This is a genomic window from Micromonospora sp. PRAS1 (genome assembly GCF_059553435.1).
Genome location: NZ_JCANNB010000001.1, coordinates 146,527 through 172,111 on the forward strand (window position 1 = coordinate 146,527; position 25,585 = coordinate 172,111).

26 protein-coding genes are annotated in these 25,585 nt (G+C 71.1%); 13 read left to right on the plus strand and 13 right to left on the minus strand.

Features of this window, described 5'->3' with window-relative positions; translation table 11 throughout:
* Positions 1-329: 329 nt before the first annotated feature.
* From AC507J_RS00670 to AC507J_RS00680, 3 genes are read right to left on the minus strand one after another with little or no spacing between them, the layout of a single operon-like run.
* On the minus strand, positions 330-1,034 hold the full coding sequence (locus tag AC507J_RS00670) for a PaeR7I family type II restriction endonuclease (RefSeq protein ID WP_496287058.1): 705 nt from the start codon (positions 1,032-1,034) through the stop codon (positions 330-332).
* Complete coding sequence (locus AC507J_RS00675; protein WP_496287059.1) at positions 1,000-2,727, minus strand: Eco57I restriction-modification methylase domain-containing protein; 1,728 nt, start codon at positions 2,725-2,727, stop codon at positions 1,000-1,002. Before AC507J_RS00675 ends, AC507J_RS00670 begins: the two co-directional genes overlap by 35 nt.
* Positions 2,728-2,766: 39 nt before the next feature.
* The gene (locus tag AC507J_RS00680; RefSeq protein WP_496287356.1) at positions 2,767-2,964 is read right to left on the minus strand and encodes a winged helix-turn-helix domain-containing protein; all 198 of its coding nucleotides are present in this window, start codon (positions 2,962-2,964) and stop codon (positions 2,767-2,769) included.
* A gap of 427 nt (positions 2,965-3,391) precedes the next feature.
* Between AC507J_RS00680 and AC507J_RS00685 the strand changes: the two genes are divergently transcribed.
* Positions 3,392-3,685: a hypothetical protein gene (locus AC507J_RS00685; RefSeq protein ID WP_496287060.1), complete on the plus strand. Its 294-nt coding sequence runs from the start codon at positions 3,392-3,394 to the stop codon at positions 3,683-3,685.
* Here AC507J_RS00685 and AC507J_RS00690 read toward each other — a convergent pair.
* Complete coding sequence (locus AC507J_RS00690) at positions 3,669-4,421, minus strand: TIGR03089 family protein (protein ID WP_496287061.1); 753 nt, start codon at positions 4,419-4,421, stop codon at positions 3,669-3,671. The two genes, AC507J_RS00685 and AC507J_RS00690, sit on opposite strands and share 17 nt — an antisense overlap.
* A 108-nt stretch (positions 4,422-4,529) precedes the next feature.
* Here AC507J_RS00690 and AC507J_RS00695 point away from each other — a divergent pair, with 108 nt between their 5' ends.
* Complete coding sequence (locus AC507J_RS00695) at positions 4,530-5,456, plus strand: aminoglycoside phosphotransferase family protein (protein ID WP_496287062.1); 927 nt, start codon at positions 4,530-4,532, stop codon at positions 5,454-5,456.
* Here the strand turns inward: AC507J_RS00695 and AC507J_RS00700 are convergent.
* Positions 5,437-6,687: an MFS transporter gene (locus AC507J_RS00700; RefSeq protein ID WP_496287063.1), complete on the minus strand. Its 1,251-nt coding sequence runs from the start codon at positions 6,685-6,687 to the stop codon at positions 5,437-5,439. The two genes, AC507J_RS00695 and AC507J_RS00700, sit on opposite strands and share 20 nt — an antisense overlap.
* Before the next feature lie 31 nt (positions 6,688-6,718).
* On the opposite strand from AC507J_RS00700, the gene AC507J_RS00705 reads away from it, so the two are divergent.
* Positions 6,719-7,765, plus strand: coding sequence for a LacI family DNA-binding transcriptional regulator (locus AC507J_RS00705; RefSeq protein WP_496287064.1), 1,047 nt, complete (start codon positions 6,719-6,721; stop codon positions 7,763-7,765).
* A gap of 12 nt (positions 7,766-7,777) precedes the next feature.
* Here the strand turns inward: AC507J_RS00705 and ligD (AC507J_RS00710) are convergent, their stop codons facing one another.
* A complete protein-coding gene (gene ligD / locus AC507J_RS00710; protein ID WP_496287065.1) occupies positions 7,778-8,689 on the minus strand; it encodes a non-homologous end-joining DNA ligase in 912 nt (303 codons plus the stop codon).
* The gene (ligD, locus tag AC507J_RS00715; RefSeq protein WP_496287066.1) at positions 8,679-9,620 is read right to left on the minus strand and encodes a non-homologous end-joining DNA ligase; all 942 of its coding nucleotides are present in this window, start codon (positions 9,618-9,620) and stop codon (positions 8,679-8,681) included. The genes ligD (AC507J_RS00710) and ligD (AC507J_RS00715) overlap by 11 nt, the downstream gene beginning before the upstream one ends.
* 85 nt (positions 9,621-9,705) lie before the next feature.
* On the opposite strand from ligD (AC507J_RS00715), the gene ku reads away from it, so the two are divergent.
* The 7 genes from ku (at position 9,706) to AC507J_RS00750 (ending at position 16,675) form a co-directional block, all read left to right on the plus strand.
* Entirely contained in the window at positions 9,706-10,851 is a 1,146-nt protein-coding gene (gene ku, locus AC507J_RS00720) for a non-homologous end joining protein Ku (protein ID WP_496287067.1), read from the plus strand.
* 78 nt (positions 10,852-10,929) lie between these two features.
* On the plus strand, positions 10,930-12,354 hold the full coding sequence (locus tag AC507J_RS00725) for a M1 family metallopeptidase (protein ID WP_496287068.1): 1,425 nt from the start codon (positions 10,930-10,932) through the stop codon (positions 12,352-12,354).
* 211 nt (positions 12,355-12,565) lie between these two features.
* On the plus strand, positions 12,566-13,219 hold the full coding sequence (locus AC507J_RS00730) for an FKBP-type peptidyl-prolyl cis-trans isomerase (RefSeq protein WP_496287069.1): 654 nt from the start codon (positions 12,566-12,568) through the stop codon (positions 13,217-13,219).
* Between the two features lie 48 nt (positions 13,220-13,267).
* Positions 13,268-14,095, plus strand: a complete 828-nt coding sequence (locus AC507J_RS00735; protein WP_496287357.1) for an SCO6745 family protein — start codon at positions 13,268-13,270, stop codon at positions 14,093-14,095.
* 81 nt (positions 14,096-14,176) lie between these two features.
* Entirely contained in the window at positions 14,177-14,833 is a 657-nt protein-coding gene (locus AC507J_RS00740; protein ID WP_496287070.1) for an HAD family hydrolase, read from the plus strand.
* Positions 14,834-14,920: 87 nt separating this feature from the next.
* Positions 14,921-15,931 (plus strand): NADPH:quinone reductase, encoded by a 1,011-nt coding sequence (locus tag AC507J_RS00745; RefSeq protein ID WP_496287071.1) that lies wholly within the window; start codon positions 14,921-14,923, stop codon positions 15,929-15,931.
* A 252-nt stretch (positions 15,932-16,183) separates the two neighbouring features.
* Positions 16,184-16,675: an NUDIX domain-containing protein gene (locus AC507J_RS00750; RefSeq protein WP_496287072.1), complete on the plus strand. Its 492-nt coding sequence runs from the start codon at positions 16,184-16,186 to the stop codon at positions 16,673-16,675.
* An 83-nt stretch (positions 16,676-16,758) separates the two neighbouring features.
* On the opposite strand, the gene AC507J_RS00755 is transcribed toward AC507J_RS00750, so the two are convergent.
* Together AC507J_RS00755 and AC507J_RS00760 are read right to left on the minus strand one after the other, a co-directional pair.
* Positions 16,759-18,432 carry an MDR family MFS transporter gene (locus AC507J_RS00755; RefSeq protein WP_496287073.1) on the minus strand — a complete coding sequence of 558 codons (1,674 nt, stop codon included), beginning with the start codon at positions 18,430-18,432 and terminating at the stop codon, positions 16,759-16,761.
* Between the two features lie 162 nt (positions 18,433-18,594).
* A complete protein-coding gene (locus AC507J_RS00760) occupies positions 18,595-19,143 on the minus strand; it encodes a type 1 glutamine amidotransferase domain-containing protein (protein ID WP_496287074.1) in 549 nt (182 codons plus the stop codon).
* Positions 19,144-19,272: 129 nt separating this feature from the next.
* Here AC507J_RS00760 and rfaE2 point away from each other — a divergent pair, with 129 nt between their 5' ends.
* Entirely contained in the window at positions 19,273-21,210 is a 1,938-nt protein-coding gene (gene rfaE2 / locus AC507J_RS00765; RefSeq protein ID WP_496287075.1) for a D-glycero-beta-D-manno-heptose 1-phosphate adenylyltransferase, read from the plus strand.
* A complete protein-coding gene (locus tag AC507J_RS00770; protein WP_496287076.1) occupies positions 21,207-22,085 on the plus strand; it encodes a glycosyltransferase family 2 protein in 879 nt (292 codons plus the stop codon). Before rfaE2 ends, AC507J_RS00770 begins: the two co-directional genes overlap by 4 nt.
* Positions 22,086-22,189: 104 nt before the next feature.
* On the opposite strand, the gene AC507J_RS00775 is transcribed toward AC507J_RS00770, so the two are convergent.
* From AC507J_RS00775 to AC507J_RS00790, 4 genes are all read right to left on the minus strand, one after another.
* Positions 22,190-23,296, minus strand: a complete 1,107-nt coding sequence (locus AC507J_RS00775; protein WP_496287077.1) for a glycosyltransferase family 9 protein — start codon at positions 23,294-23,296, stop codon at positions 22,190-22,192.
* Positions 23,297-23,335: 39 nt separating this feature from the next.
* On the minus strand, positions 23,336-23,869 hold the full coding sequence (locus AC507J_RS00780; protein ID WP_496287078.1) for an Hsp20/alpha crystallin family protein: 534 nt from the start codon (positions 23,867-23,869) through the stop codon (positions 23,336-23,338).
* Entirely contained in the window at positions 23,866-24,372 is a 507-nt protein-coding gene (locus AC507J_RS00785; protein ID WP_496287079.1) for a DUF2231 domain-containing protein, read from the minus strand. The genes AC507J_RS00780 and AC507J_RS00785 overlap by 4 nt, the downstream gene beginning before the upstream one ends.
* A 267-nt stretch (positions 24,373-24,639) precedes the next feature.
* On the minus strand, positions 24,640-25,047 hold the full coding sequence (locus tag AC507J_RS00790; RefSeq protein WP_496287080.1) for a VOC family protein: 408 nt from the start codon (positions 25,045-25,047) through the stop codon (positions 24,640-24,642).
* A 152-nt stretch (positions 25,048-25,199) separates the two neighbouring features.
* Here AC507J_RS00790 and AC507J_RS00795 point away from each other — a divergent pair, with 152 nt between their 5' ends.
* Positions 25,200-25,484, plus strand: a complete 285-nt coding sequence (locus AC507J_RS00795) for a DUF4190 domain-containing protein (protein ID WP_496287081.1) — start codon at positions 25,200-25,202, stop codon at positions 25,482-25,484.
* Positions 25,485-25,585 lie beyond the last annotated feature (101 nt).

The following is a 25,585-nucleotide window of genomic DNA, read 5'->3' on the forward strand; positions in this document are numbered from 1 at the left end:
ATCCGCTGATCGCCGAGGAGGCATGGTCGTGAGCGAGCGTTTCCTGACCGTCGAGTGGCAACCGCTGCTCTACTCGGGCCTCCCGTTGCAGCATCCGAAGCACGAGCCCAAGTCGGCGTTGGTCGTCGAGTGAGGTCCGCTGCTCGGCACCAACTGGTACGCCTACGGCGACCACCTCACCAAGAAGCCCGACCCGCGCTGACGCATCACTGACCGCCGCCAGTCTTCCCACGTGCCTGGCGGGCGGTTCGCTGTCGGTGCCCGCCTCAAGAGGTACTACGCAGGCAGGTGGGTCCGGAATGCCGATCAGTCAGCTCGATCTCAACGACTCAGAGAAGACCGACCTGCTCGATGCGGGTGGTGATCGCCCCGACGAAGGCGGCGAACCCGACCGCCGTGTCGGGCTGTCGAATCGGCGCGTCAGGCTCTCGGGACGAGGTGATCAAACACGTGGCGTCGTACAGGCCGGCGCTCATCAGGCGCTTGCAAAGGATCGCGTAACGGTCAAGATATGACGTGCTGGCGAAGATCTGATCGACCGGCAGCGCGCCGCTGCGGACCTGGCCCTTACGAGTCGATTTTTCCGCATCTTCCACCAGAAGCACGTAGCCAAGCCATGGTCGAACCTTGCCGAGCTGGCCATGCTCGTACGCCTGCCACACGTCGACCGCGCTACCGATCGCCTCTTCGCTGCGATTGTTGAAATTGTTTCCGAACGACGGCCCGACGTGCGACTTGAGCTCGATGGCGGCAACCAGGACACCCTTGTGCAGCACCACCAGGTCCCACTTTTTTGTCGGCCGGAAGTATCCCGGCAGCTCAACACCGGATTTGCAGCGCACGGCGTCGGATGGAAAACCAACATCCAGGAAGACACTCGCCATCTGTTCGGTCAGCGCGTCGAGATGCCCGCCGCCGGTCACCGCGCCTCGCCCTCCGGTGTCTGTTTTCCCCGAGAGCAGCTTCTTGGCAGCCTGCGACTCGCGAACCAGCCAGGAGCTACGAACCGCCTCCTCGAACGCCTGGGGATTCACCGATCACTTCCTCAAAGTCCTCGATCCCGTACACGCGCAGCGCAACCTTCGTCGCCGCTCGCGCGTCCCGCTTATCGAAGGCTGCGGCAAGCGCAGCACGATCGGCAGCCGGGATGCTTTCGGGGCTTGGGACGCGGATCCGACGCAGATACTGAGCCTGGAAACGAAGGGTGCCGCCACGCATCCTAACGGCGTATGCCTCCACAAAGGCCTGTGCGACACGCGAGAGCAACAATCCACCAAGGACTCGCAAGTCCCACGCATCCGAGATGATGTAGTAAAGGTTGTGATGGGGGTAAAAACCACCCTCGTCCAAAACAGGGTGAATCGTGCTCTTCATGTCCGGAAAAAGCAGTTTAGAGCGATCGATCAGGGAGTGGTCAACCTTGTCGATCGTGCGGTACCAGTGCGCGGGACGCCTGCCTGCCACGTGGCGAGCCTTGAGCACCGAGGCATGCTGCTGGAAATACGCGCGCAGCCGCGGCAGTGCGGCCAGATCCACGAGCCCGTCCGCGTCCCAGGGGTTCACCAGATAGTGCCCGGACCAGAACAGCGTGCCCGATGTCGTGTCCTTGACCATCGCCAGCGGCAGCAGCCGCCTCGGCTCGACATCCGCCCTCTTGGTTATGAAGACACCATCGGCACCCGTCGCAACGCCTATACCGACCCGGGTGCCGGTTTCCGCATCCTCCAAGGGCGCGAACCGGTCGTTCAACATCTCGATGAGAGTCAGCCGCGCAGGGGGCCCGGAGGGCCAGGATTCGCCACCCTCGAACCAGTGCGGCAGACGGGCAATCTCGTACAGGCCATCAGCCTGAGGTGCCGATTCGCCACCCATAATCCATTCGAGCAGTTCCGGAGCGTGCTCGGAGCCAAAGCCTCGTCGGGTCTCCGCGACGACAGCCGCTCCCTGTTGAGCCCGGCGCAGGACGGTGATTGCCGGATAGGCCGAGACCTGCTCCTCGAACGCGTCGACGTCATGCATCGTCACAGCGACGTCGACGCTGTAGTCGGCGGCGATGAGATCGCGCAGCCGCCGGCCGTACTGGTTACGCATCCAGCGGTCGGCACAGATGAACGCCAGCACCCCGCCCGAGCGGAGAGAACGCAGGCCGCGCTCGTAGAAGCCGACATAGAGATCGGAACGCCCGGCCATCGTGGGGCAGGCAGCACGATAGGCCAGCATCCGGTCAGCCGGAACGTCTTCCAACCGCACGTACGGCGGATTACCCACGACGAAGTCGACACCCGCATCATCGTCTGCACCGAGCAGGTAATCCCCCTGCCGTACCCAAGTATTGGCCACCTCGTGAGCCTCAACGGCCGACCAACCCTCCTCGACCAGCACGTCCCGCACCAGCTCGCGGCTGGTCCTCACATTGACCGAGAGCAGGTCAAAGGCGCGCAGGGCAGGTTTGGCGTCGACCAGCGAGCGGTCATGCTTTCGGCACGAGGCGCTGAGCCGAGCCGCCATCGAGGCCAGGAACGCCCCGCCTCCGCACGCCGGCTCGACCGCCACCATCGCCGCAAGATCACGGTCAGCGGTGTACCCGGCCAGGTCGAGGATGAGATCAACTACCCAACGGCGGGTGAAGATCTCGCCATGCTCGACCGACTCCGCCGGAATCGCCGGCAACGGCGACAGCATCTCATCGAGCATGAGCTGCCCAACCTGCCCTGACACCGCCTTCATCCGACGAGCATAGGACAGCTTCCCGTTCACGCGGCTGCGTCACTCCGCGACGAAGACGCCGCGACCAGGACGGCCGACCAGCACGCCCCGCTTCCGCAATGTGGCGACCGCGCGGCTGATCGTGGACTGCGAGACGTCATACTCGGCAGCCAGCTTTCGCCCCGAGGGCAACTGGGAGCCGGGCGGGTAGGTCCCGTCCTCGATCTTGCCAAGGAGAGCATCGAGCAGCTCGTCCATGGTGGGCGGAATTGGCACAGGGTCCCCTGCGGTCGGTTGGCGGACCCAAGTATCAGTCAGCAATCCAGACGCAGGCAACACACGTAGCGCCGATGACACAGGTGGGTAGCTGACTCAGAGACATCCTTGACATAGGTGACTCGGTGGCAATACCGTGACTCTCGGTGATGCGGGCTGTTGCGGTCGGTTGGCGCCTCTCGTGCCTGTCTCGTGTCGCCCCGACAGACCCCACTGTCGCGCGTTTCCCCCGCGCGGCCCTGGTGCCGTACCGCCGATCGAGGCTGCGGCGGTAGGGCAGGGGCGGCCTCCGCCGCCGGCACCGTGGCGGAGGCCGCCCTTCCACTTCACGTGATCCGAGGAAGGGCGGCAACCCGTGGAGCCGACAGCAAGCCGAGATCAGCTTTCCACCGACGACGAGCGGCCCCCGGTGAGCGAGCGCTGGGTGATCCACCTGCCGGTCAGCGCATCCGACCTGACCCGGGCGCGGCTACTCGCCCGTACGGTCGCTCGGGTGGCGGCTCGGCTCAGCTCGCGGGTCGAGCCGGGCGGGGTGACCGTGTCGGCCGAGGACCAGCAGTGCGTACGCCATTGGGTCTTCTGTGACAAGCGGATGCCCGACGGCGGGCGGTGCGCGCTGGCGGTGGATCACAGCGTGCCCTGTTCGCCACGCCCGGCGCGGCTCGACCGCCGGACTGCTCGCCGGTTCAGAGGATGCGGGTGACCTGCTCGGTGGCGGCGATCGTGTCCCGGTGGGCCGGGTCCAGGTTGGCGCAGAGCAGCACCGTGGCACCGGCCGCCAGCGGGGCGAGCAGCCACTTCAACGGGTGGTCGTGCTCGGCGGCGTCGACCAGCAGGCGGTCACCGGCCCGCAGGTCGAGCTGCTCGGCGACGGCGCGGGCGACCTGACCCCATTCGGCGTAGCTGGTGCCGTCCGGGGTGGCCGGATCGGAGGCGTGCAGGGTGGGCCGACCGGCCGGGGCGGCACCATGCCGCAGCAGCTCCACGGACCAGTCGAGCCAGCCGGTCGGCACGTCGGTCAGCGGCTCCGGCCCGGTGCCGACGAGGTAGCGGTGCAGGCCGTCGGGCACGTCCTCCAGCCAGTCGTCGAGCCGTTCCGGGGTGACGAGGACCGCGTCGTACGGTCGCTCTCCGCCCGGCTCAAGCACCGGCAGCCCGGCGGTGGCGCGCGGCCGGAACGACACCTCCAGCCCCACCGACCAGGCCCCGAGCAGAACCGCAGCGGTACGCGGATGCGGCGGCAGCAGCGCCGCCACCCGGCTGCCCGGCGTCAGCCCGCACCCGTCCCGCAGCAGGCCGGCGGCCCGCGCCGACCAGTCGCCCAACTCGGCGGCGGTCAGCTGCTGGCGCTGCCCGGTGCGCTGGTCGAGGTAGGTGAGCAACGGCTGCTCCCGCTCGGTGAGGCCGACGACGGAGAGCACGGGCAGGGCGGCAGGCATAGGTACGTCCTACTACCTGCCGCCCCGGCCTGTCGAGCCCGTCGAGGTGACCAGCGCGGGCCGGGAAACTGTGTTGCCGGCGGGACGGTGTCGGCCGAGGATCGGCGCATGCCTTCGACCACCGAGGACGAGACCCGCCCGGCTGGGCTCGACGGTCGCGCCGGGATCACCGCCGATCTGGTGCAGCGACTGGTGGCGGCCCAGTTTCCGCAGTGGAGTGAGCTGCCGGTCCGGCCGGTGCCGGTGGACGGGCACGACAACCGGACGTACCGGCTGGGCGACGAGATGAGCGTGCGCCTGCCCACGGCGGCCGGGTACGTGCCGGCCGTGGACAAGGAGAACGAGTGGCTTCCCCGGCTGGCCCCGCACCTGCCGGTCGCCGTACCGCCGGTCCTCGGCCGGGGAGCGCCAGGTGAGGGGTACCCCTTCCCGTGGTCGGTACGCGGCTGGCTGCCCGGCGAGACGGCCGACCAAGGGCGGATCGACGACCTGCCGGGATTCGCGATCTCGGTGGCCGAGTTCGTCCGTGCCCTCCAGGCTTGCGACGCCACCGGCGGGCCGCTCGCCGGGGAGCACAGCTTCTTCCGGGGTGCCCCACCGGCCCACTACGACGAGGAGACTCGCCGGTTGCTTGTCGCGTTGGCCAGTCACGTCGACACCGCGCGGGCCGGCGCGGTCTGGGACGCGGCCCTGGCCGCCGAGTGGCGCGGCGCGCCGGTGTGGTTCCACGGTGACATCGCGGTGGGAAACCTGCTGGTCGCGGAAGGAAAGCTCAGCGCGGTCCTCGACTTCGGCACCTCGGGGGTGGGTGACCCGGCCTGTGACCTGGTGATCGCCTGGACGATGCTCTCCGGAGAGAGTCGCCGGGCGTTCCGGGAGGCGGTCGGTCAGGACGAGGGCACCTGGGCGCGGGCGCGCGGCTGGGCGCTGTGGAAGGCGTTGCTGCTGGTGCAGCAGCACCTCGACACCGCCCCCGAGTTGGCCGCTGCCAACCAGCACGTGATCGCCGAGGTCCTCAACGACGGTCCCGAGTAAGGGATCCTGGCGCTGGAACGTGCTCGGCTGGGCGCTTCCGTCCCGAGGTCGATGGTTGCTGGTTCAGCCCGCTGAGGCGCAGCAGCAGCGGAGTGAGCGCGACCAGCACGACGGCGAGCGCGGCCACCGCGATCATCGCGCCACGCAGGCCCACCGCGCCAGCCCAGAGCCCGACGTAGCCGGGGCTGAGTACGAATCCCAGGTAGGACACCGTGGTGACGAGTGAGGTGGCGCGGCCTCGGCGGGCTTCGTCGACGCTACGCGACACGATCCCGAGCACGGTCGGAAAGAGCACTGCGGTTCCGGCAGCGGCCAGCGCAAGACCCAACGCGGCGACGACAAGCGTCGGCGCGACGGCGATCACGGTCGCGCCGACGACGGCGGCGGACGCGCCGGTGAGGAGCACCCATCGGGGGTACGCGATGGTGAGACCACCGGCCGCGAACCGGGTGACGGCGACCGTGGCCGCGAAGATCGCCGGTGCGACCGCCGCCAGCCCCGCACCGGCGCCCAGTTCGTGGTGGAAGAAGACGGCGCTCCAACTCTGATGCGCATTCTCGCTGGCGAACGCGAACGCACCCAGCACCCCGATCAGCAGTAACGGCATTGCAGCGGGCGTACCGGCCTCAGGCCGGTACCCGGGATCGGCGTCGGGTGGTGGGGCCAGCCGGCGTCGGGGTGTCAGGTTGCGGTGCAGGAGGAGGCCGGCCGCCAGGGAGAAGGCGGCGACCACGATGAACGGCAGCGACGCCGGCAGTGACACCGTGGCGGCCAGCCCGGCCAGCAGGCTGGCGAGGACGACCAGGCTGGAGAAGACGCCGTGGCTGCGGCTGATGACCGGCCGTGCGGTGAGCTTCTCGGCCTGCCCGGCCAGCGAGTTGATCGCGACGTCGGCCGCTCCGCTGACCGCCCCGACGAGGGCGAGCCCGACGCAGAGGCGGGGTAGGTCGACCGCGGTCAGGGCGAGGCCGGCACCGACTGGGCCGAGGGCGCCGATCAGGCCAGCGGCGACCGGTGGCCCCCAGCGGTCCAGCGCCCGCCCGGCCAGCAGCATCGCAGGCAGGGCGGCGGCACCGACAAAGAGCAGCGCGAAGCCGAGTTCACCGTCGCTCACCCCGGCCTGTTGTTGGATCCGGGGCACCGAGCCGCCCCACACTCCCCAGAACGCGCCGAAGGCGGCGAACGACACGAAGGCGGTGGCCGCCAGCGGGCGGGGCGAGGGGATGACCATGTGTGTAACGATACACAGGTAGGCTGACGCCATGAAGCCGTCGGCGGGTCGGAAGCGGATCACCCTGACCCAGGTCGCCGAGGCGGCTGGTGTCTCGGTGATGACCGCCTCCTACGCGTACAACCAGCCCGGCCGGGTCTCCGAGCAGGCCCGCGCCAAGGTGCTCGCCGCCGCCACCCGCCTCGGTTACGCCGGCCCCGACCCCAGCGCCCGGTCGTTGCGCCGGGGCCGCACCCACACCCTCGGCGTGGTGCTCGGTGAGCGGCTCAGCTACGCGTTCGACGATCCGCAGGCAACCGCCTTCCTCTCCGGCATCGCCGAGGTCTGCACCACCGAGGGCTACGGCATGACCATCGTGCCGATCACCGGTACCGACGACGACAGCGCCCGACTGCGGGCCGCCGCCGTCGACGGATTCGTCGTCTGGACCACCACTGACGACGATCCGATCCTGGCCACCGTACGGGCCATCGGGCGTCCGGCGGTGGTGCACGGCGGTCCGGCCGTCCCGGGGCTGGCCCTGGTCGGCATCGACAACCAGGCGGCCGCCCGCGAGGTCGGCACGCTGGCGTTCCACGCTGCCCACCGGCCGGCGGTGGTGAGCTTTCCGCTCTCTCGGAACCGCGTCACCACGCTGGCGACCGGCATCGAACCGGCTGGGGCCGGGTTCCCGGTCACCCGGGACCGGCTGGCCGGATACCGGACGGCCGCCGAGACGCTCGGCTTCACCTGGGCCGACGTCACCGTCGCGGTCTGCGCCCGGAACGACGCAGCCGAGGCCGAACAGGTCACCGCAGCCCTGCTCGCCCGGCCGGAGCCGCCCGATGCGATCGCCGCGATGAGTGACGAACAGGCATCCGGGGTGCTCCGGGCGGTCCACGCCGCCGGGCTGCGGGTGCCCGACGAGGTGGCGGTGACCGGCTGGGACGACGGCGCGCTGGCTGCTCCGCTCGGGCTCACCACGGTGGCCCAGTCGCTGCGCGAACAGGGCTCAGCGTGTGCCCGGGCCGCGCTCGGTACGGAGGTGGCCACCGGCTGGCCCTGGTCCGTCGTGGTCCGCACCTCCACCAGGCCCTAGGGCGACAGCCCGTCAGTTCGGCAGTTCCGGGCCGCCGTCGAGGAGGGGGGCGAGCAGGTCGCCGTACTCCTCGGTCCGGGCCAGGACCTCGGCGGCGGTGAACGGGCGGACGGCGGGTCGCTTCCCGCGCGTGCCGGCCTCCACCTCCGCCCAGGTCAGCGGCGTCGACACCGACGGCACCGCCTGGGCGCGCAACGAGTACGGCGCGACGGTGGTCTTCGCCGCGTTGTTCTGGCTCCAGTCGATGAAGACCTTGCCGGGCCGGAGGGTCTTCGCCATCCTCGACACGATGACCTTCGGGTGCGCCCGCTCCAGTTCCTGGGCGATCCGCCGCGCATAGGCCGACACGTCGTCGGCGGACTGCGTGCCGGCGATCGGGCAGCAGAGCTGCATGCCCTTCTTGCCGGAGGTCTTCGGGTACGCCTCGACGCGATCGTCGGCGAGCCGGTCCCGCATCAGGATCGCCACCGTGCAGCACTCCTCCAGCCCGGCGGGTGGGCCCGGGTCCAGGTCGACGACCATCATGTCCGGCTGCTCGCCGACCTTCCACTGCGGCGTGTGCAGTTCCAGGGCGGCGAGATTGGCCAGCCAGACCAGGGTGGGCAGGTCGTCGGCGACCACGTAGTCGATGGCCTCCCGGCCCTTGCTCGACCCGGGGGCGGGCAGGTTCTCGGTGCGTACCCAGTTGGGGGTTGCGGCGGGCGCGTTCTTCTCGAAGAACGAGTTCCCCTCCACCCCGTTCGGGTAGCGGATCCGGGTCAGCGCGCGGTCCGCCAGGTGCGGCAGGAGCACCGGGGCGATCCGGGTGTAGTAGTCGATCACTTCGCCCTTGGTGAAGCCGGCCTGCGGGTAGAGCACCTTGTCCAGATTGGACAGCTCAAGGGTGCGGCCCTCGACCTCCACCCGGAGCCGCTCAGCTGGCATCGGAGACCTCCTCGGCCGGCTTGTCCGGCCGCAGCCGCAGCACCCGGGGAAACCGTAGCCGCCCGTCCGGCGTGCGCTGGCCGTACTTGACCTCCACCACCACCTGCGGCGTTACCCAGATCGCGCCCCGGGCATCCTCGCGGGGCACGTCACCGGCGAACGGCGAGGCGGCGGTGCGCAGCGGCTCCAACTCGCGCAGCAGTTCCCGTTCCAGTGCCGCGCCGATCCCGCCGCCGACCCGACCCCGGTAGACGAGCCGCCCGTCGGCACCGGGCACCCCGACCAGCAGGCCGCCGATCTTCCGCGCGCCCGGCCGCCAGCCGCCGATCACGAAGTCGCCGGTCACCTCCAGTTTGACCTTGAGCCAGTCCGGGGAGCGGACCCCGGGCCGGTAGGCCGAGTCGAGCCGCTTGGCCATCACCCCCTCCAGGCCGTGTTCACCGGCCGCCGCGTAGGTGGCCGGGCCGTCGGCGAAGACCGGGGGCACGGCCCAGCGCGCCGCGCCGAGTCCCAGTTCGTCGAGGGCCTCCCGGCGTCGGGCGTACGACCACCCGGTCAGGTCCGCGTCGCGCAGCCGCAACAGATCGAAGATCATGTACGTGACCGGGACGGTCGCCGCCAGCCGGGCCGCCTTGGCCGGATTCCGCACGTGCATCCGCTCGGCCAGTGCGGTGAACGAGGGTCGGCCGGCCTCGTTGAAGAGGACCACCTCCCCGTCGAGCAGGACGTCGTCCACCTGCTCGGCGAGCGGGATCAGTTCGGGGTACGCGGTGGTGATCTCCGCGCCGGAGCGGGCGTAGAGGCGCTGCCGTCCGGCGGCGATGTCGGCCAGCGCGCGTACGCCGTCCCACTTGAACTCGTACGCCCAGCCCGCGCCGGCCGGGAGTTGCCCGGTCATCGCGAGCATCGGCTTGAGCGGCGCGCCGGGCACGTTCCGACTGTAGTACCAGGCAGAACGCCTCGCGCCCGGTTCCATCTGGTGCGAGCATGGTCGATACCGGGGAAGGGGGCGCAGGATGCGGGCCATCTGGAAGGGAGCGGTGTCGTTCGGGCTGGTCTCAATCGGGGTCAAGCTCTACTCGGCGACCGAGGAAAAGGACATCCGGTTCCACCAGGTGCACCGGGAGGACGGCGGGCGAATCCGCTACAAGCGCACCTGCCAGGTCTGCGGCGAGGAGGTCAGCTACGACGACATCGCCAAGGGCTACGACATCGGCGGCGGGGAGATGGTGATCCTCACCGACTCCGACTTCGCCGACCTGCCGCTGAGCACCTCGCACGCGATCGACGTGCTGGAGTTCGTCCCGGCCGAGCAGGTCGACCCGATCCTCTACAACAAGGCGTACTTCCTGGAGCCGGAGGGGGCCGCGACCAAGCCGTACCTGCTGTTGCGGGACGCGTTGACCGACTCCGAGCGGGTGGCGATCGTCAAGGTGGCGCTGCGTCAGCGGGAGCAGTTGGCGACCCTGCGGGTCCGCGAGGGCGTGCTGCTGTTGAACACCATGCTCTGGCCCGACGAGATCCGGAAGCCGGACTTCGGCTTCCTCGACGAGGATCTGAAGGTCCGCCCGCCGGAACTGGCCATGGCCACCTCGCTCATCGACTCGATGGCCGGCGACTTCCAGCCGGACGAGTTCACTGACGACTACCGGGCCGCGTTGCAGGAGGTCATCGACGCGAAGGTGGAGGGCCGCGAGGTGGTCCAGCCGGAGGAGGTCGAGGAGGCCCCGCCCGCCGCCGTCGACCTGATGGCCGCCCTCAAGGCCTCCGTCGAGCGGGCCCGCGCGGCGCGCGGCGAGGCGGGCGCGGCAGCCGGTGGTGGTGGTCGTGCCGGTGGTGGTGGTCGTGCCGGCGGTGGTGCCGGCGGTGGTGGTGCCGGCGGTGGTGGTGCCGGCGGTGGTGGTGCCGGCGGTGGTGGTGCCGGCGGTGGTGGTGCCGGCGAGCCGACCCCGATCACGTCGGCGCGCTCCGCGCAGCAGAAGGCCGCGGCCGGCGCGAAGAAGGCCCCGGCGAAGAAGGCCGCCGAGAAGAAGGCCAGCACCGCGAAGAAGGCCGCCGGCGAGAAGAAGACGCCGGCCAAGAAGGCCCAGGCGGGCAAGAAGGCCACCGAGAAGAAGGCGCCGAAGACAGCGAAGAAGGCCGCGCCACGCAAGACCGCCTGATCGTGGCCGTTAGGCCATTGACCAGGTAATTCGTGAATCCTTACGCGCTCCCGGGCAACCCCCATGGAGAGGATTCACATGAGATTTCCTCGCTCGCGTGGTGCCGCGCTGGCCACCGCCGGTCTGCTGGCCGCCGGTGCGCTGGTCGCACCGGGCACGGCTGGCGCGGCACCCGGCAACCCCGGTGCGCCCCGCTTCTCGCCCGGCGCACCGAGCGTCGGCGACCCGTACTTCCCCGACCAGGGCAACGGCGGGTACGACGTCCAGCACTATGATCTTGACTTTTCATACGACCCGGCGACCCGCTTCATGGACGCCACCGCGACGATCACCCCCCGGGCCACCCAGGATCTCGATCAGTTCAACCTGGATTTCCGGGGACCGGAGATCTCCTCGCTTACCGTGAACGGGAAGAAGAACGACTTCACCCGCGACGGCCAGGAACTGGTCGTCAGCCCACGCCCGAAGCCGAAGACCGGGCAGATGTTCACCGTGGTGGTCAAGTACGCCGGGGTGCCCGGCCCGGTGACCGACCCGGACGGGTCGATCGAGGGCTGGATCCCGACCGACGACGGCGCCTTCGTCGTCGGCGAGCCGCAGGGCACCCCCGCCTGGCTGCCGAGCAACGACACCCCGACCGACAAGGCGACCTTCCGCTTCACCGCGAAGGTGCCGGAGGGCCTCACCGCCGTCGGCAACGGCCAACTCCTCTCCCAGCAGACCAGCGACGGCTGGACCACGTACGTCTGGGACAACACCGAACCGATGGCGACCTACCTGGCGACGATCACCATCGGCCGGTTCGTGGTCACCGAGTCGGTCACGCCCAGCGGCGTCCCGTCGTACGTGGCGATCGACCCTCGCCTGGTCACCGGCTCGGCCAACGCGGTGTCGCAGATCCCGAAGATGATGGAGTTCTTCACCGGGCTGTTCGGGCCGTACCCGTTCGCCTCGACGGGAGCGATCGTCGACTACGCCCCGCAGGTGGGTTACGCCCTGGAGACCCAGACCAAGCCGATCTTCTCGAACACGGCGAGCATCGGCACCATGGCCCACGAGATCGCCCACCAGTGGTACGGCAACAGTGTCTCGCCGGAGCGCTGGAAGGACATCTGGCTCAACGAGGGCTTCGCCACCTACGGCCAGTGGATGTACACCGAGTACAACGGTGGTGCGACTGTCGACCAGACCTTCAACAGCAGCAGCAACTACGGGCGGGCCGCCTCCTCGTCGTTCTGGCAGGTCCTCCTGGCCGACCCCGGCCCGATGGACATGTTCAGCAGCATCCCGTACAACCGGGGCGCGATGACCCTGCACGCGCTGCGCGGCAAGGTCGGTGAAGAGACGTTCCTGCGGATCCTGCGGCAGTGGGCAGAGATCCACAAGTACAGCCACGCCGCCACGGCCGATTTCATCGGGCTGGCCGAGCGGGAGTCCGGGCAGGACCTGACCGCCTTCTTCGACGTGTGGTTGTTCCAGAAGGGCAAGCCGACGTCCTGGTGAACCGCCCTGTCCTCAGCAGGTGGCGCGGGCTCGGAGTCGGCATCGGTGCGGGGCCCGGATTCGTTTCCGGGCCCCGCACTCCTGTCCCAGCCGACGCAGGAATCCCACCGGTCACGATCGATCGTCGGAAGTACGCCGACCACCAGGTACCGTGTGTCGGCGACGGCGTCCGTGGCCGGACGCATCCATCTCTCATCAGGGAGTCGAGGACGTGAGCGAGCACGCGGGCGAGCAGGAGAGCAAGGCACGGCGGCGACTGGCCGAACAGTTGGCCGAGCAGAAGGCGGCCGAGGCCAAGCGCCGCCGGCAGGCCTGGGCCGGGGCCTTCGCCGCCGTCGCCGTGGTCAGCGTACTGATCACCGTGTTCGTGATCATCGGGCAGCGCGGTGGGGACGACTCCCCGGAGCAGGCGGCGGGTACCCCGTCGGCGTCGCCGACCGACGTGGATCCGGCGGCCCCCGGCGCGCCGCCCGCGCCGCAGCTGCCGGAGGGTGCCGACCCGGCGCTGGGCAGCAAGCCGACCGTCGCCGCCGGTGAGGGTGAACTGACCAAGCTCACCGTCACCCCGCTGATCGAGGGCACCGGGCCGAAGGTCACGGCAGGCCAGGCGATCACCACCAACTACGTGGGCGTGTTCTACGAGAGCGGTGAGGAGTTCGACTCCTCGTGGGAGCGGGGTCAGCCGGCCACCTTCCCGATCGGCGTCGGGCAGGTCATCGAGGGTTGGGACAAGGGCCTGGTCGGGGTGACCGTGGGCAGCCGCGTGCAACTCGACATCCCGGCCGAGCAGGCGTACGGCGACGGCGCGGGCGGACGCCCGGCCGGTCCGCTGCGCTTCGTGGTGGACGTTCTCGCCGCTCAGTAGGGGGTCGCGGTGACGGCGGTGGACGAACCCGGGCAGCTCGCCCGGTTGATGTGGACCTGCTACGAGCCGGTGCACGCCGTCACCTACTTCCATCCGCGCGCCCGGGCCGCCTTCGAGGCGGTCGGGCTGCGCGGGTTCTGGCGGGGCTACTTCGCGGGCCGGGCCGCCCCGCTCGGGCCGATCGGTCCCGCGCCGGTGATCGCCGCCTTCTACACCTTCGCCCCGCACATGGTGACCAGGGCGCTGCCCGCCGTGTGGCAGCTGGCCACCCCGGAGGAGGCGCTGCGGGCCCGGCTCACCGGGGCGGTGCAGGCGCTCGCCGAGCTGACGTACGAGCTGCCGGAGCGGCATCTGGCGGAGACCGCCGACCTGCTGGAGGCCGCGGCCGAGGCGGTCGGGACCGCCCCCGGGCGGGTGCTCGGCGCGGCCAACGCCGCCCTGCCGCGCGGCGAGTACCCGCTGGCCCGGCTCTGGCAGGCCAGCACGACGCTGCGCGAGCATCGAGGTGACGGACACGTGGCGGCGCTGGTCGCCGCCGACCTCGACCCGCCGGAGACGCTGGCCTGGCGGGTCGCGACCGGCATGTCACCGGAGCCCCTGCTGCGCCGGGGCTGGTCGGAACAGGAGTGGGTCAGGGCCCGCGAGCGGCTGGCCGCCCGTGGCTGGCTCACCGCTACCGGCGAACCCACCGAGCACGGCCGGGCCGGCTTCCAGGCTGTCGAGGACGCCACCGACGCCAGCGCCGCCCGCCCCTGGCAGGCTCTCGGCCCCGGCTCCGTGGAGCGACTCCGTACCCTCCTGGCGCCGCTGGCCAACGCCGCCCACCGCGTCATCCCCGCGGACAACCCGATCGGCCTGCCCGAACCTCGGTGCTAAAACCCCGGTGTTAAAAGGGGGCCCTTCCTCTACACGAGGCGTTAAAAGGGGGCCCTTCCTTGCACCTGGGAGGATGGCGGGGTGACGGTGGATGCGGTGGTGTTCGATCTTGATGGCGTGATCGTGGATTCCGAGCCGGTCTGGGAGGAGGTCCGGCGGGCGTACGTGGCGGAGCACGGCGGCACCTGGCAGGACGACACCCAGCGCCGGCTGATGGGGATGAGTACCGGGGAGTGGGCCCGCTACCTCAGCGGCGAACTGGGCGTACGGCGTACCGCCGAGCAGGTTGCCGCCGAGGTGGTCGAGGAGATGGCCCGGCGGTACGCGGAGCGCGTACCGCTTATCGACGGGGCCGACCAGGTGGTACGCCGGATCGCCGCCCGGTGGCCGCTGGGGTTGGCCAGTTCCTCGCCGACCCGGCTGATCGCGGCGGCGCTGGCCGCCACCGGGCTGACCGACGAGTTCCGGGCCACGCTCTCGACCGAGCAGACCGAGCGCGGCAAGCCGGCACCGGACGTCTACCTGACCGTGGCGCAACGGCTCGGGGTGGACCCGGCGCGCTGCGTGGCGGTCGAGGACTCCTCCAACGGGGTGCGCTCCGCCGCCGCCGCGGGGATGACGGTGCTGGCGGTGCCGCACGGGGCGTACCCGCTCGATGAGGACGCGCAGCAGCTCGTGGCGGCGACGCTGGGTTCGATCGACGAGTTGACGCCGCAGGTGGTGGAGCGGCTCGGCTGAAATCTCTACCGGACGTTCTCCGGCCCGCCTACGGTCGATGGTGGATCAACGCCCTCGACCGGGGGCGGTAGACGGGAGGAGACGGGGATGAAGGCGATCGTTTACGAGCGCACGGGCGACCCTTCGGTGCTCGAACTGGTCGACCGGCCGGTGCCCGAACCCGACCGGGGCGAGGTGCTGGTGCGGGTCGCGTACTCCGGGGTCAACCCGTCGGACTGGAAGATGCGCCGGCAGTTTCCGCTGTCGGCCGGCTGGCAGATCCCCGGGCAGGACGGCGCCGGGGTGGTCGAGGCGGTCGGTGAGGGGGTCGACCGGGACCTGATCGGCGAGCGGGTGTGGCTCTGGGAGGCGGCCTGGCAACGTACCTGGGGCACCGCCACCGAGTACACGGTGGTGCCGGTCCGGCAGGCGGTACGCCTCGGTGACGCCTCCTTCGAGCTGGGCGCCTGCCTGGGCATCCCGTTCCTGACCGCGCACCGGTGCCTGACCGCCGGGGAGTACCTGCCGGACAGCCTGCGTCCGGGCGCGTTGAGCGACCACACGGTGCTGGTGCAGGGCGGGGCGGGCGCGGTGGGCAACGCGGCGATCCAGCTCGCGGCCTGGGCCGACGCCTGCGTCATCGCGACGGTGAGTAGCGCGGAGAAGGCGCAGTTGGCGGCGGCGGCCGGCGCCTCGGTGGTGATCAACTATCGGGAGCAGGACGTGGTCGAGGAGGTCCGCAAGGTCGCGCCCGACGGGGTGCACACGATCGTCGAGGTCTCCCCCGCGCGCAACGCGGCCACCGACGTCCAACTGCTGCACCACGGCGGGGTGGTCTGTGTCTACGCCGACGACGGGGGCGGCGAGGTGACGCTGCCGATCGGCCCGCTCGTGGTGCCGAACGCCCGTTGGCAGTTCGTGCTTGTCTACACGCTGCCGAAGGCGGCGAAGGCACAGGCGGTGGTGGACGTCGCGGCGGCTGCCGCGCAGGGCGGCATCCGGGTGGGCGAGGAGGCCGGCCTGCCGCTGCACCGGTACCCGCTGTCGGCCACGGCCGCCGCGCACCAGGCGGTGGAGGACTCGGTGGTGGGAAAGGTGCTGGTCAGCGCCAGCGAGTAACGGCCCGTAGCGGGCAGATTTCCCCATCGGCGGGACACAGCCGAACAAGTTTCGCAATACTGACGGTGCGGGTCGCCCGCAAAGAAAAGGGCGGCCCCGGCGCGGTGCGAACGCCGGGGCCGCCCACCGGGAGAGAGGTCTGTGCGAGGCCGCTGTCCCTAATGGCGATGATGCGCTGAAAAACGTTACGCCGGGGCCCGTTTTCGCAGATCCGACCAGTCGTACGCGGGCAGCCACCGTAAATTTGTCCGGGTGAGCATCTCCTGGGCTGATTCGTACGTCGGGCAGCTGCGCGCGTTGGCCGGCGACCGGACGCTGATGTTCGTCGGTGCCCGCGCCGTGGTCCGCGACAACGCGGCCCGGATCCTGCTGATCCGTCGCTCCGACAACGGGCAGTGGGCGATGCCCGCCGGGGCGATGGAACTCGGCGAGTCGATCGCCGACTGCGCGGTGCGGGAGGTACGCGAGGAGACCGGCCTACGCGCCCTACGGGTCAGCGCCTTCGCGCTCTACACCGGCCCGGACCGCACCCACACCAACATGTACGGCCACACGTACCAGATCTTCACCACCGCGTTCCGGGTCGAGGAGTGGGACGGCCAGCTGGCCCGGGTCACCGACGAGACCAGCAACGCCGGTTTTTTCCACCGCGAGGCGATGCCGTACCCGCTCTCCGCCAGCGTCTCGGAGACCCTCGCCGACCTGGACGTCTTCGAGCAGACCAACCGCCTGATCCTGAAGTAGGGCCGGCCAACTCAGCGCAGGCAGGGCCGGTCGGCTGTGCGGCCCGCTCAGCGCAGGCAGGGCCGGTCGGCTGTGCGGCCCGCTCAGAGCATGGTCTGCGACTTCGCCTCCATCTCGGCGGCGGCCTGCGACTTCGACTCGCGGTCCAGCGGCTTGCCGCCCGGGGCGGGTGCCTCGCCACCGAGCCCGTCCGTGCCGCCGGTCGCCCCCTGCGGGCCGGCACCACGCAGCTTCTCGTTCGGTAGGGCCAGGGTGACCAGCAGCGCCACGATGGCGATCAGGCCGGTGGTCAGGAAGACCAGGTGCAGCGACTCGACGAACGCCGCCTGCACGGCGGCGCGTACCGGATCGGGCAGGGCCAGGATGGTCGCCGGATCGTTGGCCGAGACGCCCGCGCCGCCGGTCGCGCCGGTTGCGGCCCGCTGCTCGGGGGTCAGTTGGGCGAGCGCGGCGGGTAGCCGGTCGGCCAGTTCGGCGCTGAGCCGCGACGAGAGCACCGCGCCGAGGATGGCCACTCCGAAGGAGCCACCGAGGGAGCGGAAGAAGGTCGCCGAGGAGGTGCCGGCACCCAGGTCACGCAGGGAGACGGCGTTCTGCACCGCCAGGACCAGCGACTGCATGCACAGCCCCAGCCCCACCCCGATGACGACCATGAAGCCGAACGCCACCCAGATCGAGGTCTCCACCCGCAACCGGGTGAAGAGCAGCATCCCGACCAGCAGCGTCGCCGCCCCGGCCACCGGGAACCACTTGTACCGGCCGATCCGGCTCATCGCCCGGCCGGTGAGCACCGAGGTGACGATGATGCCGGCCATCATCGGCAGCATCAGCAGACCGCTGCGGGTCGGTGAGGCGCCCTTGACGATCTGGAGGTACAGCGGGATGAAGATGATCGACCCGAACATCACCAGACCCAGCACGAACCCGGCGCTGTTGGCCAGGGCGAAGGTGGCGCTGCGAAACAGCCGCAGCGGCAGGATCGGCTCGGCGACCCGACGCTCCTGGAGCACGAAGAGCAGCGCCAGCACGGCGCCGGCCACGAACAGCCCGATGACCACCCCGGACCCCCACGGGTACGTGCCGCCACCCCAGCTCAGCGCGAGCAGCAGGCAGCTCACCCCGGCGACGAGCAGCATCGCGCCGAGCCAGTCGATGGCGTGCTTCCGGCGGGTGAACGGCACCAACCGCAGCACCCGCGAGCAGACCACGATGGCGAGGATCGCCAACGGCACGTTGACGTAGAAGATCCACCGCCAGTTGGTCTCCGCGAAGTAGCCACCGGCCAGTGGGCCGGCGACCGAGGCGATCCCGAACACAGCCCCGAAGATGCCCTGGTAGCGGCCACGCTCGCGGGGTGACACCACGTCCGAGATGATGGTGAAGGCCAGGGTGATGAGGCCGCCCGCACCCAGGCCCTGCACCCCCCGGGTGACGATCAGCTGGGTCATGTCCTGCGACAACCCGGCCAACAGCGATCCGAGCAGGAACGTCCCGATGGAGAAGAGGAAGACCGGCCGGCGCCCGTACAGGTCGGCCATCTTGCCGTAGAGCGGGGTCGAGGCGGTCGAGGCGAGCAGGTACGCCGTGACCACCCAGGAGTAGTGGTCGATGCCGCCGAGTTCGCCGACGATGGTCGGCAGGGCGGTGCCGACGATGGTCTGGTCGAGCGCGGCCAGCAGCATCCCGGTCATCAGACCGAACATCAGCAGGCGGAGCTGTCCCCGGTTCAACACCGGTGCGGGGCCGTCCGTGGTCATTGCGCCTACATTCCCGGATCACCGGAAACATGCCGGTCGGCGCCGGAAACGACCACCCCGGACAGGGCGCGACCCTCGCCCGTGGCGGGACGAGGGTCGCGATCCTCGAATGATGAGCTGCCGCTCTCGCTGACACCGAAGTCACCGGAGCGCGGCGGGGCGTCAGTGTCGGCCCTCGGCGAACTCCTCGACGATCTTGGCGCAGAAGGCCGGCAGGTCGTCCGGGTTTCGGCTGCTGACCAGGCCGTTGTCGGTCACGACCTGCTCGTCGACCCACTCGGCACCGGCGTTGACCAGGTCGGTACGCAGGCTCGGCCAGCTCGTCAGGCGCCGACCGCGCACCACGTCCGCCTCGACAAGCGTCCACGGGCCGTGGCAGATCACCCCGACCGGCTTGCGCGCGTCGAAGAACGACCGCACGAACCGTACGGCGTCCGGGTCGGCGCGCAGGAAGTCCGGGTTGGCCACCCCGCCCGGCAGCACGAGCGCGTCGTACCGCTCCGGGTCCGCGTCGGCCACGCTCACATCCACCTCGTACGCCGTCGACTGGTCCAGATGCTCGAAGGAGGTGATCTTCCCAGTCTTGAGCGACACCAGCTCGGCGGTGGCGCCGGCCTGCTCGACCGCCTGGCGCGGCTGGACGTACTCGACCTCCTCCACGCCGTCGGTGGCCAGGAAGGCTACTCGCTTGCCCTGCAACGTCGCTGTCATGCTGTTTCTCCTCTCCGGGGTTCACCAGAACGGTTCCCGACCCCGAAACGCCCGAAACGACCTCTTGGCGTGGTCCGCGTCGCTCGCGGGCGGCAGGTTTGACCCCGCCGGCCCGGGGGATCCGCCGGCATGGCACGAGCAGCAGCGGACCATCTCCGACTCGCCGACGTCGTGCAGAGCTGGCGTGGGCGCCCGGTGCTGGTTATCGGTGACGCCATGCTCGATGAATGGCGGTTCGCCGACTCGGACCGGCTGTGCCGGGAGGCCCCGGCACCGGTACTCACCCTGCGCCGCCGCATCTCCGCAGCGGGTGGAGCGGCCAACACCGCCGTCAACATCGCCACCCTGGGCGGGCGGTCGGTGCTGGTGGCACCGGTCGGGGCGGACGCCGCCGGTGACGAGTTGCACGACTGTCTGGACCGGGCGGGTGTCTGGGACCGTACGGTCAGCCAGCCCGGCCGTCCCACCCCGATAAAGCGCCGGATGCTGGCTGGCGACCAGATCCTGCTGCGGGAGGACTCCGGCGAACCGGACGATCCGCTCAGCGATCTCGGGGTGGACTGCCTGCTGACCGCGCTCGAATGTGCGACCGAGGAGTTGCAGGCCGCCGCCGGTGGTGCCGCACCGGCCCTGGTGATCTGCGATTACGGCCTGGGTGCGCTGCCCGCGCCGGTACGCGCCTGGCTGGTCGCCGAACGCACCCGGTACGCCATGGTCGCGCTTGACGCGCACGACCTCGCCGACTGGCGTGGCCTGAGCCCGACCGTGGTGACCCCGAGTTTCGCGGAGGCGACCCGGCTGCTCGCCCGCGCCGGCACCGCCGCAAGCGGTGAGGACCAGGGCAGCGCCCGCCAGGAGGGTGACGGCGCCGGCGGTGGCCGCCGCCTGCATCTGGAGCATCCGGAGATCGACCCGGCCGACGGCCCGTCCGAGTTGACAGTCGGTGCCGCACCCGGCGGCTCCGGACTGCCGCGCACCGACGGGCCAACCGGCGAGCCCACTCCGGCCGAAGGGCGGGTGGCGATGACCTGGGACGGGCTCAGCGTGACCGGCACCGGCGTGACCGTGAACGCCGACGCCGGCGCCGGGGTGGACCGGGCGGTGCTGGCCGAGTCCCGGCTGGCCGAGTTGCGCGCGCACACCGGCGCGGACGTGGTCGCGGTGACCCTGGACACCGATGGCGCAGTGGTCGGCGGGACCGACGGCCAGCCGGCCCGCAGCCACAGCACCCCGGTGCCGGCCAGCCACGCCGTCGGCGCCGGGGACGCGTACCTGGCGGCCATGACGCTCGCGCTGGCCGCCGACGCGCCGTTGTCGACCGCCGCCCAGCTGGCGCAGCTCGCCGCGACGAGCACCGTCGCCGGCACCGGTACCTGCGTCTGTCATCAGGAGGACCTGCTGGCCGCGCTGGGCGCACCGCCAGCCGATAGCGATGGCCGGCAGGTGCTGGTCGGCGCCGAAGGACTGACCTCGCTCATCGACGAGCAGCGCCGTGCGGGCCGCTCCGTCGTCTTCACAAACGGCTGCTTCGACGTGCTGCACCGGGGACACGTGCGCTACCTGGAACAGGCCCGCGCCCTCGGCGACCTGCTGGTGGTGGCGGTCAACTCCGACGACAGCGTACGGCGGCTCAAGGGGCCGGACCGGCCGGTCAACCCCGTAGAGGATCGCACCGCCCTGCTCGCCGCGCTCTCCTGCGTGGACCACGTGGTGGTCTTCGAGGAGGACTCGCCGACCGAGCTGATCGAGGCCATCCGTCCCGACGTCTACGTCAAGGGCGGCGACTACCCGCCGGACCTGGTGCCGGAGGCCCCGCTGGTGCAGCGGCTGGGCGGCCAGGTGCGCACCCTCGGATACGTGCCGGACCGGTCCACCTCCGCCATCATCGAGCGGATCCGGGCGTACGGTCAGCAGGGCGCGGTGGAGGTCGGGGCCGGTAGCCCGACGCCCGACGCGGCACCCTCCGCCGCCACCGAACCGCCGCCCGACGCGACCGCGCCACCGATCGGCACGACCACACCACCGATCGGCACGACCACGCCGCCGCTGACCGGCAAGGCGCCGTGAACCGACCGCTGGACGGTGGCACGCACCGCGACTTCCGTGCCGACCGCCTGCTCGACGTGCTGGTGCCGACCCGCGACCGGCCCGCCGAACTGGCCGTCACGCTCGCCGGGCTCGCCGCTCAGGAGGGCGTTCCGGGGTTCGGGGTGGTGGTCAGCGACCAGTCCGACGGCGGACCCGGGTACGCCCACCCGGCCACGGCCACCATGGTCCGGGCTTTGCGACATCGGGGCCACCCGGTGCTGCTGACCCGCCGACTGCCCCGGCGTGGCCTGGCCGAACACCGGGCCGCCCTGCTCGCCGCCTCCGCCGCCCGGTACGTGCTCTGCCTCGACGACGACGTCTGGCTGGAACCGGGGACGCTGCGCCGGCTGGTCGCCGCGATCGAGGAGCTGGGCTGCGGATTCGTCGGCAACGCGGTGCACGGGCTCTCCTACCTGGACGACGTACGCCCCCAGACGCACCGGCACTACCAGGAGTGGACCGGTCGGCCCGAGCCGGAACGGATCCGACCGGGCACGCCCGAGTGGGACCGGGCGCAGATCCATTCCGCGGCGAACCTGCTGCACGTCACCGAGGCGCTGGCGCTGCCACCGGGTGGTTGGCGGGCGTACAAGGTCTCCTGGATCGGCGGCTGCGTGCTGTACGACCGCGCCAAGCTGCTCGACTCCGGTGGCTTCGAGTTCTGGCGCCGGGTGCCGGCGGCCCACCAAGGCGAGGACGTCGCCGCCCAGCTCGCCGTGTTGGCGCGCCACGGCGGCGCCGGCGTCCTGCCCAGCGGCGCGTACCACCTGGAGTCACCGACCACGGTCACCGACCGCGACGTGGAGGCCTGGGAGGTCGTCCTCACCGACAACCCGGTCGGGCGCGGGGCCTGATGTCAACACGGGCCGGATGTCGACGCGGGCCGGATGTCAACGCGGGGCCGGATGTTAAGAGGGGTCCCTTCCTATACAGGAGGCGTTAACAAGGGGCCCTTCCTTCAAACGAAGAGCAGTTCGCGGGCGGCTTCGAGGACTTCGGCCAGCGGGACGTCGGTGACGAAGGAGTCGCGGTGCGGGCACTCGCCATCACCGGGTCGGTGCGGATAGACGCCGGGTGTGCAGTCCACGCCGCAGACCGGGCAGTGCACCGTCCAGGAGATGATCGGCCGGTGCCGGCCGCGTAGCGCGGTGGCCGTGGTGATCAGGTTGCCGACCCAGAAGATGCCGACCGTGGGGGCACCCACGGCGGCGGCGAGGTGCAGCGGGCCGGTGTCGTTGGAGATCACCAGTGCGCAGTCGGCGTAGCAGGCCGCCAGCCCGCCCAGGCTGAGCGTGCCCACCAGCGGCCGGATCGGCACCCCGGCGGCCCCCACCACCTCGTCGACCACGTCCTGTTCGGCGGGGGTGCCGGTGACCAGCACCTCGTACCCGTCGCCGTGCAGGGCTCGGGCCACCCGGGCGAACCGGTCGGTGGGCCAGCGCCGCCGGGTGTCGGTCGCCCCCGGATGCAGCGCCACCCGGGGCCGCTCCGGCGCGCCGAGCACGGACCGCGCCTCGGCGCGGTCGGCGTCGGTCACCGCCAGCGTCGGGATGATCGTGGTGGCCGGGGCGCCCACCAGCGCCGCCACCTCCAGGTAGCGGATCACCTCGGGCTGGTAGTAGACGTAGCGCAGCCAGCGGTCCAGCGGCGGGGCGTCCTCGGCCCGCAGCCCGGCGGTGACCCGGGCACCGAGCGCGGCGACCAGCGGGTTCGAGTTGGCGCCGCCGCCGTGCAGCTGGAGCGCCAGGTCGAAGTGCTCCGCGCGGGCGTCGGCCAGGAAGTCGACCATGCTCGCCGCCGTCTCGCCGTCGGTCGCCAAGCGGATTCCGGGCGCGGGCGGCACCACCAGCACCCGGTCCACCGGGCCCGGCCGGTCGCGCCAGAGCGCCGCGTGCCACGGCGCGCCGAGCAGCACGATCTCCGCCTCCGGGTACGCCGAGCGCAGCGCGTCCAGCGCCGGCAGGACGAAAATGAAGTCGCCGAGCGCGTTGGCGCGCAGCACGGCGATCCGGGCCACGTCGGGCACCCGTCCGGCGGCCGGGGTCAGCAGGGTCGGGTCGCCCACGCTCGGGCCGCTACCGGCCGGGGTGCCCACGCTCGGGCGCTACCGGCCGGACTCGCCGACGGCGACATCCGGCTGGTGCAGTTCCCGATCCGCTGCCGGGTCGGCGCCGCTCGGCGTACCGCCGGAGAAGCCGGTGTGGTGCGGCCCGGTGCGTCCGACGGTGATTGTGCGCGGCGTGGGCCGGTTGGCCCGGGGCAGCCGTACCCGGAGCAGGCCGTGATCCATCACGGCGTCGATCGAATCGGCGTCCACCCGCGCCGGCAGCGGCACCCGGTACTCGAAGCCCCGGGTCTCAAAGCCGCCGGGGATTCCGTGGTCGGCGTTGACCTCGGCCTCCGTCCGGGCGCGTACGCACAGTTCGCGGTCGTCCACCTCCACCGCGACCTCTTCGGGGGCGACCCCGGGCAGCCGGACGACCACCTCCCAGCCGTCGGCAATCTCGCCCAGTTCCACCTCGGGCGGGCCCGGCCGGCCGCCGACCAGTCGGCTCAGCTCGGCCCGCAGCGACTGCAACTCGCCAAGCGGGTCCCAGCCCTGCTGCCCGCCCCGCCAGCCACGTCCCGGTCCGCTCATCGCACGTCTCCTATCCGTTGGCTCGCCGAGCCCGACCGCAACGAGCTCGGCGCGTCCAGGTTGGCGTCCGAGTCGACACCCACGCCGAGCCGGTCCACCAGTTCGCCGCCGAGCCAGGCGCTCACGCCGAGGATGCCCAGCGCCACCACCTCGATGGCGATCAGCGCCCCACCGGCACCCCGCGAATCGGCGTTGAGCCGTACCACCCAGACCGCGGCGAAGAGCAGGATCACCGCGACATTGGCGGCGGCGTGGGTGAGCGCCACCCGCTTGGCTCGGGTGCCGGCGGGGATTGCCAGCAGGTCGAACAGTCCGGCCGCTGCGGCCAGCAGGCCGCCGATCAGGCCGACGGTGAGATTCCAGTACGCCACCTCGCCGAGGAAGTCCGGCCCACCGACGGTGTCGATGATGTCGAAGAGCACGGCGGTGGTAAGCAGGGCGACCGGGAACATCACAAGCATCGGATGGACGGGGTGACCCAGGACCTTGAGTCGACTCTCCATCTCCGGGCCTCCACTGCTTCCTGCGTCCTGCTGGTCTCTGCGGCGTCATGGCGGCGTCCTTCTTCAGTGGAGCCGTACCCCGGCCCGCACCGGACAAACCTCGCGGTAGGCGCCACCGCACCGAGCGTGGCGGTTCCCGCCCGGGTGCCGTCACCATGGTCAACGCCGTGGGGAGGCAGACGTGACGGTGGAGATCACGTCGGCGGCGCAGTCGCGCGCCCTGCTCGGCATCCCGCACCCCCGCCTTGGGAACGCGTCAGGTGCGCGTCAGGTGCCGGCCGGGACGTCGACCATCCACAGGTGGCCGTCCGGATCGGCGAAGGTGCCCGTGTATCCCCAGGGCTGCTGCCCGGGCTCGGTGACCACCTCGGCGCCGGCGCTCCGGGCCCGCTTGATCAGGGCGTCGACCTCATCCGGCCCGGCCGCGCTCAGCCCGAGGACGCATTCGCTGTGCCTTGCGTCGGCCACCTCCCGACCGCCGAGCACCCAGCCGAAGCCCTCGGTCGGCACCAGCACCAGCCGCAGGCCGTCGTTCACCTCGAACTGAAGCGGCTCGGGCAGCCCGTCCTCGGCGGGTTCCCCGATGGCGACCAGGCCGAGCGTGTCCCGGTAGAAGTCGTGGGCGACCCGTCGATCGGCGATCGGCAGGCTGACGATGACCGGCGCATGTTGCACAGCGAACCTCCGGAAGTTGAGTGGGATCTCGGCATTGTGCAGGAGACGCCGGACATTCCAGTGAGTGATTACATCATCACGCTGACACGTTTGGCGCAGCCGAGCGGCGGGCAGCAATGGACGGCACCCGACCGTTCACATAGGAGGCTCCAGTGGCACAGCCCTCGTACGCCGACCGGGGACACGCTCCCGCCACGGCCAGCAACACCGGCGGCACCAACGTCATGGCCATCCTGGCGATGGTGTTCGCGTTCGTCTTCTCGCCCTTGGGCATCGTCTTCGGGCACATCGCCAAGAAGCAGATCCAGCAGACCGGGGAGCAGGGCGAGGGGCTGGCCAAGGCCGGCTACATCCTCGGCTGGATCTTCACCGCGCTGGGCCTGCTCTGGATCGCTTTCGTGATCGTCGTCGCGATGAACTCGCCCACCACCGCCTGATCAGCACCGCCCGAGGACGCCGGCGCCGCCACGCGGGGGCGACGCCGGCTTCGGACTGCCCTGCTGCTCAGACCGGTGCCGGCCTTCTCACACCCGGTGCC

What these genes read in the sequence shown, in the direction of transcription:
- AC507J_RS00675 (WP_496287059.1), bottom strand. Translation starts at nt 2,727, where the DNA reads ATGAAGGCGGTGTCAGGGCAGGTTGGGCAGCTCATGCTCGATGAGATG.
- AC507J_RS00680 (WP_496287356.1), bottom strand. Translation starts at nt 2,964, where the DNA reads ATGGACGAGCTGCTCGATGCTCTCCTTGGCAAGATCGAGGACGGGACC.
- AC507J_RS00690 (WP_496287061.1), bottom strand. Translation starts at nt 4,421, where the DNA reads ATGCCTGCCGCCCTGCCCGTGCTCTCCGTCGTCGGCCTCACCGAGCGG.
- AC507J_RS00695 (WP_496287062.1), top strand. Translation starts at nt 4,530, where the DNA reads ATGCCTTCGACCACCGAGGACGAGACCCGCCCGGCTGGGCTCGACGGT.
- AC507J_RS00700 (WP_496287063.1), bottom strand. Translation starts at nt 6,687, where the DNA reads ATGGTCATCCCCTCGCCCCGCCCGCTGGCGGCCACCGCCTTCGTGTCG.
- AC507J_RS00705 (WP_496287064.1), top strand. Translation starts at nt 6,719, where the DNA reads ATGAAGCCGTCGGCGGGTCGGAAGCGGATCACCCTGACCCAGGTCGCC.
- ligD (WP_496287065.1), bottom strand. Translation starts at nt 8,689, where the DNA reads ATGCCAGCTGAGCGGCTCCGGGTGGAGGTCGAGGGCCGCACCCTTGAG.
- ku (WP_496287067.1), top strand. Translation starts at nt 9,706, where the DNA reads ATGCGGGCCATCTGGAAGGGAGCGGTGTCGTTCGGGCTGGTCTCAATC.
- AC507J_RS00725 (WP_496287068.1), top strand. Translation starts at nt 10,930, where the DNA reads ATGAGATTTCCTCGCTCGCGTGGTGCCGCGCTGGCCACCGCCGGTCTG.
- AC507J_RS00735 (WP_496287357.1), top strand. Translation starts at nt 13,268, where the DNA reads ATGTGGACCTGCTACGAGCCGGTGCACGCCGTCACCTACTTCCATCCG.
- AC507J_RS00745 (WP_496287071.1), top strand. Translation starts at nt 14,921, where the DNA reads ATGAAGGCGATCGTTTACGAGCGCACGGGCGACCCTTCGGTGCTCGAA.
- AC507J_RS00755 (WP_496287073.1), bottom strand. Translation starts at nt 18,432, where the DNA reads ATGACCACGGACGGCCCCGCACCGGTGTTGAACCGGGGACAGCTCCGC.
- AC507J_RS00760 (WP_496287074.1), bottom strand. Translation starts at nt 19,143, where the DNA reads ATGACAGCGACGTTGCAGGGCAAGCGAGTAGCCTTCCTGGCCACCGAC.
- rfaE2 (WP_496287075.1), top strand. Translation starts at nt 19,273, where the DNA reads ATGGCACGAGCAGCAGCGGACCATCTCCGACTCGCCGACGTCGTGCAG.
- AC507J_RS00780 (WP_496287078.1), bottom strand. Translation starts at nt 23,869, where the DNA reads ATGAGCGGACCGGGACGTGGCTGGCGGGGCGGGCAGCAGGGCTGGGAC.
- AC507J_RS00785 (WP_496287079.1), bottom strand. Translation starts at nt 24,372, where the DNA reads ATGGAGAGTCGACTCAAGGTCCTGGGTCACCCCGTCCATCCGATGCTT.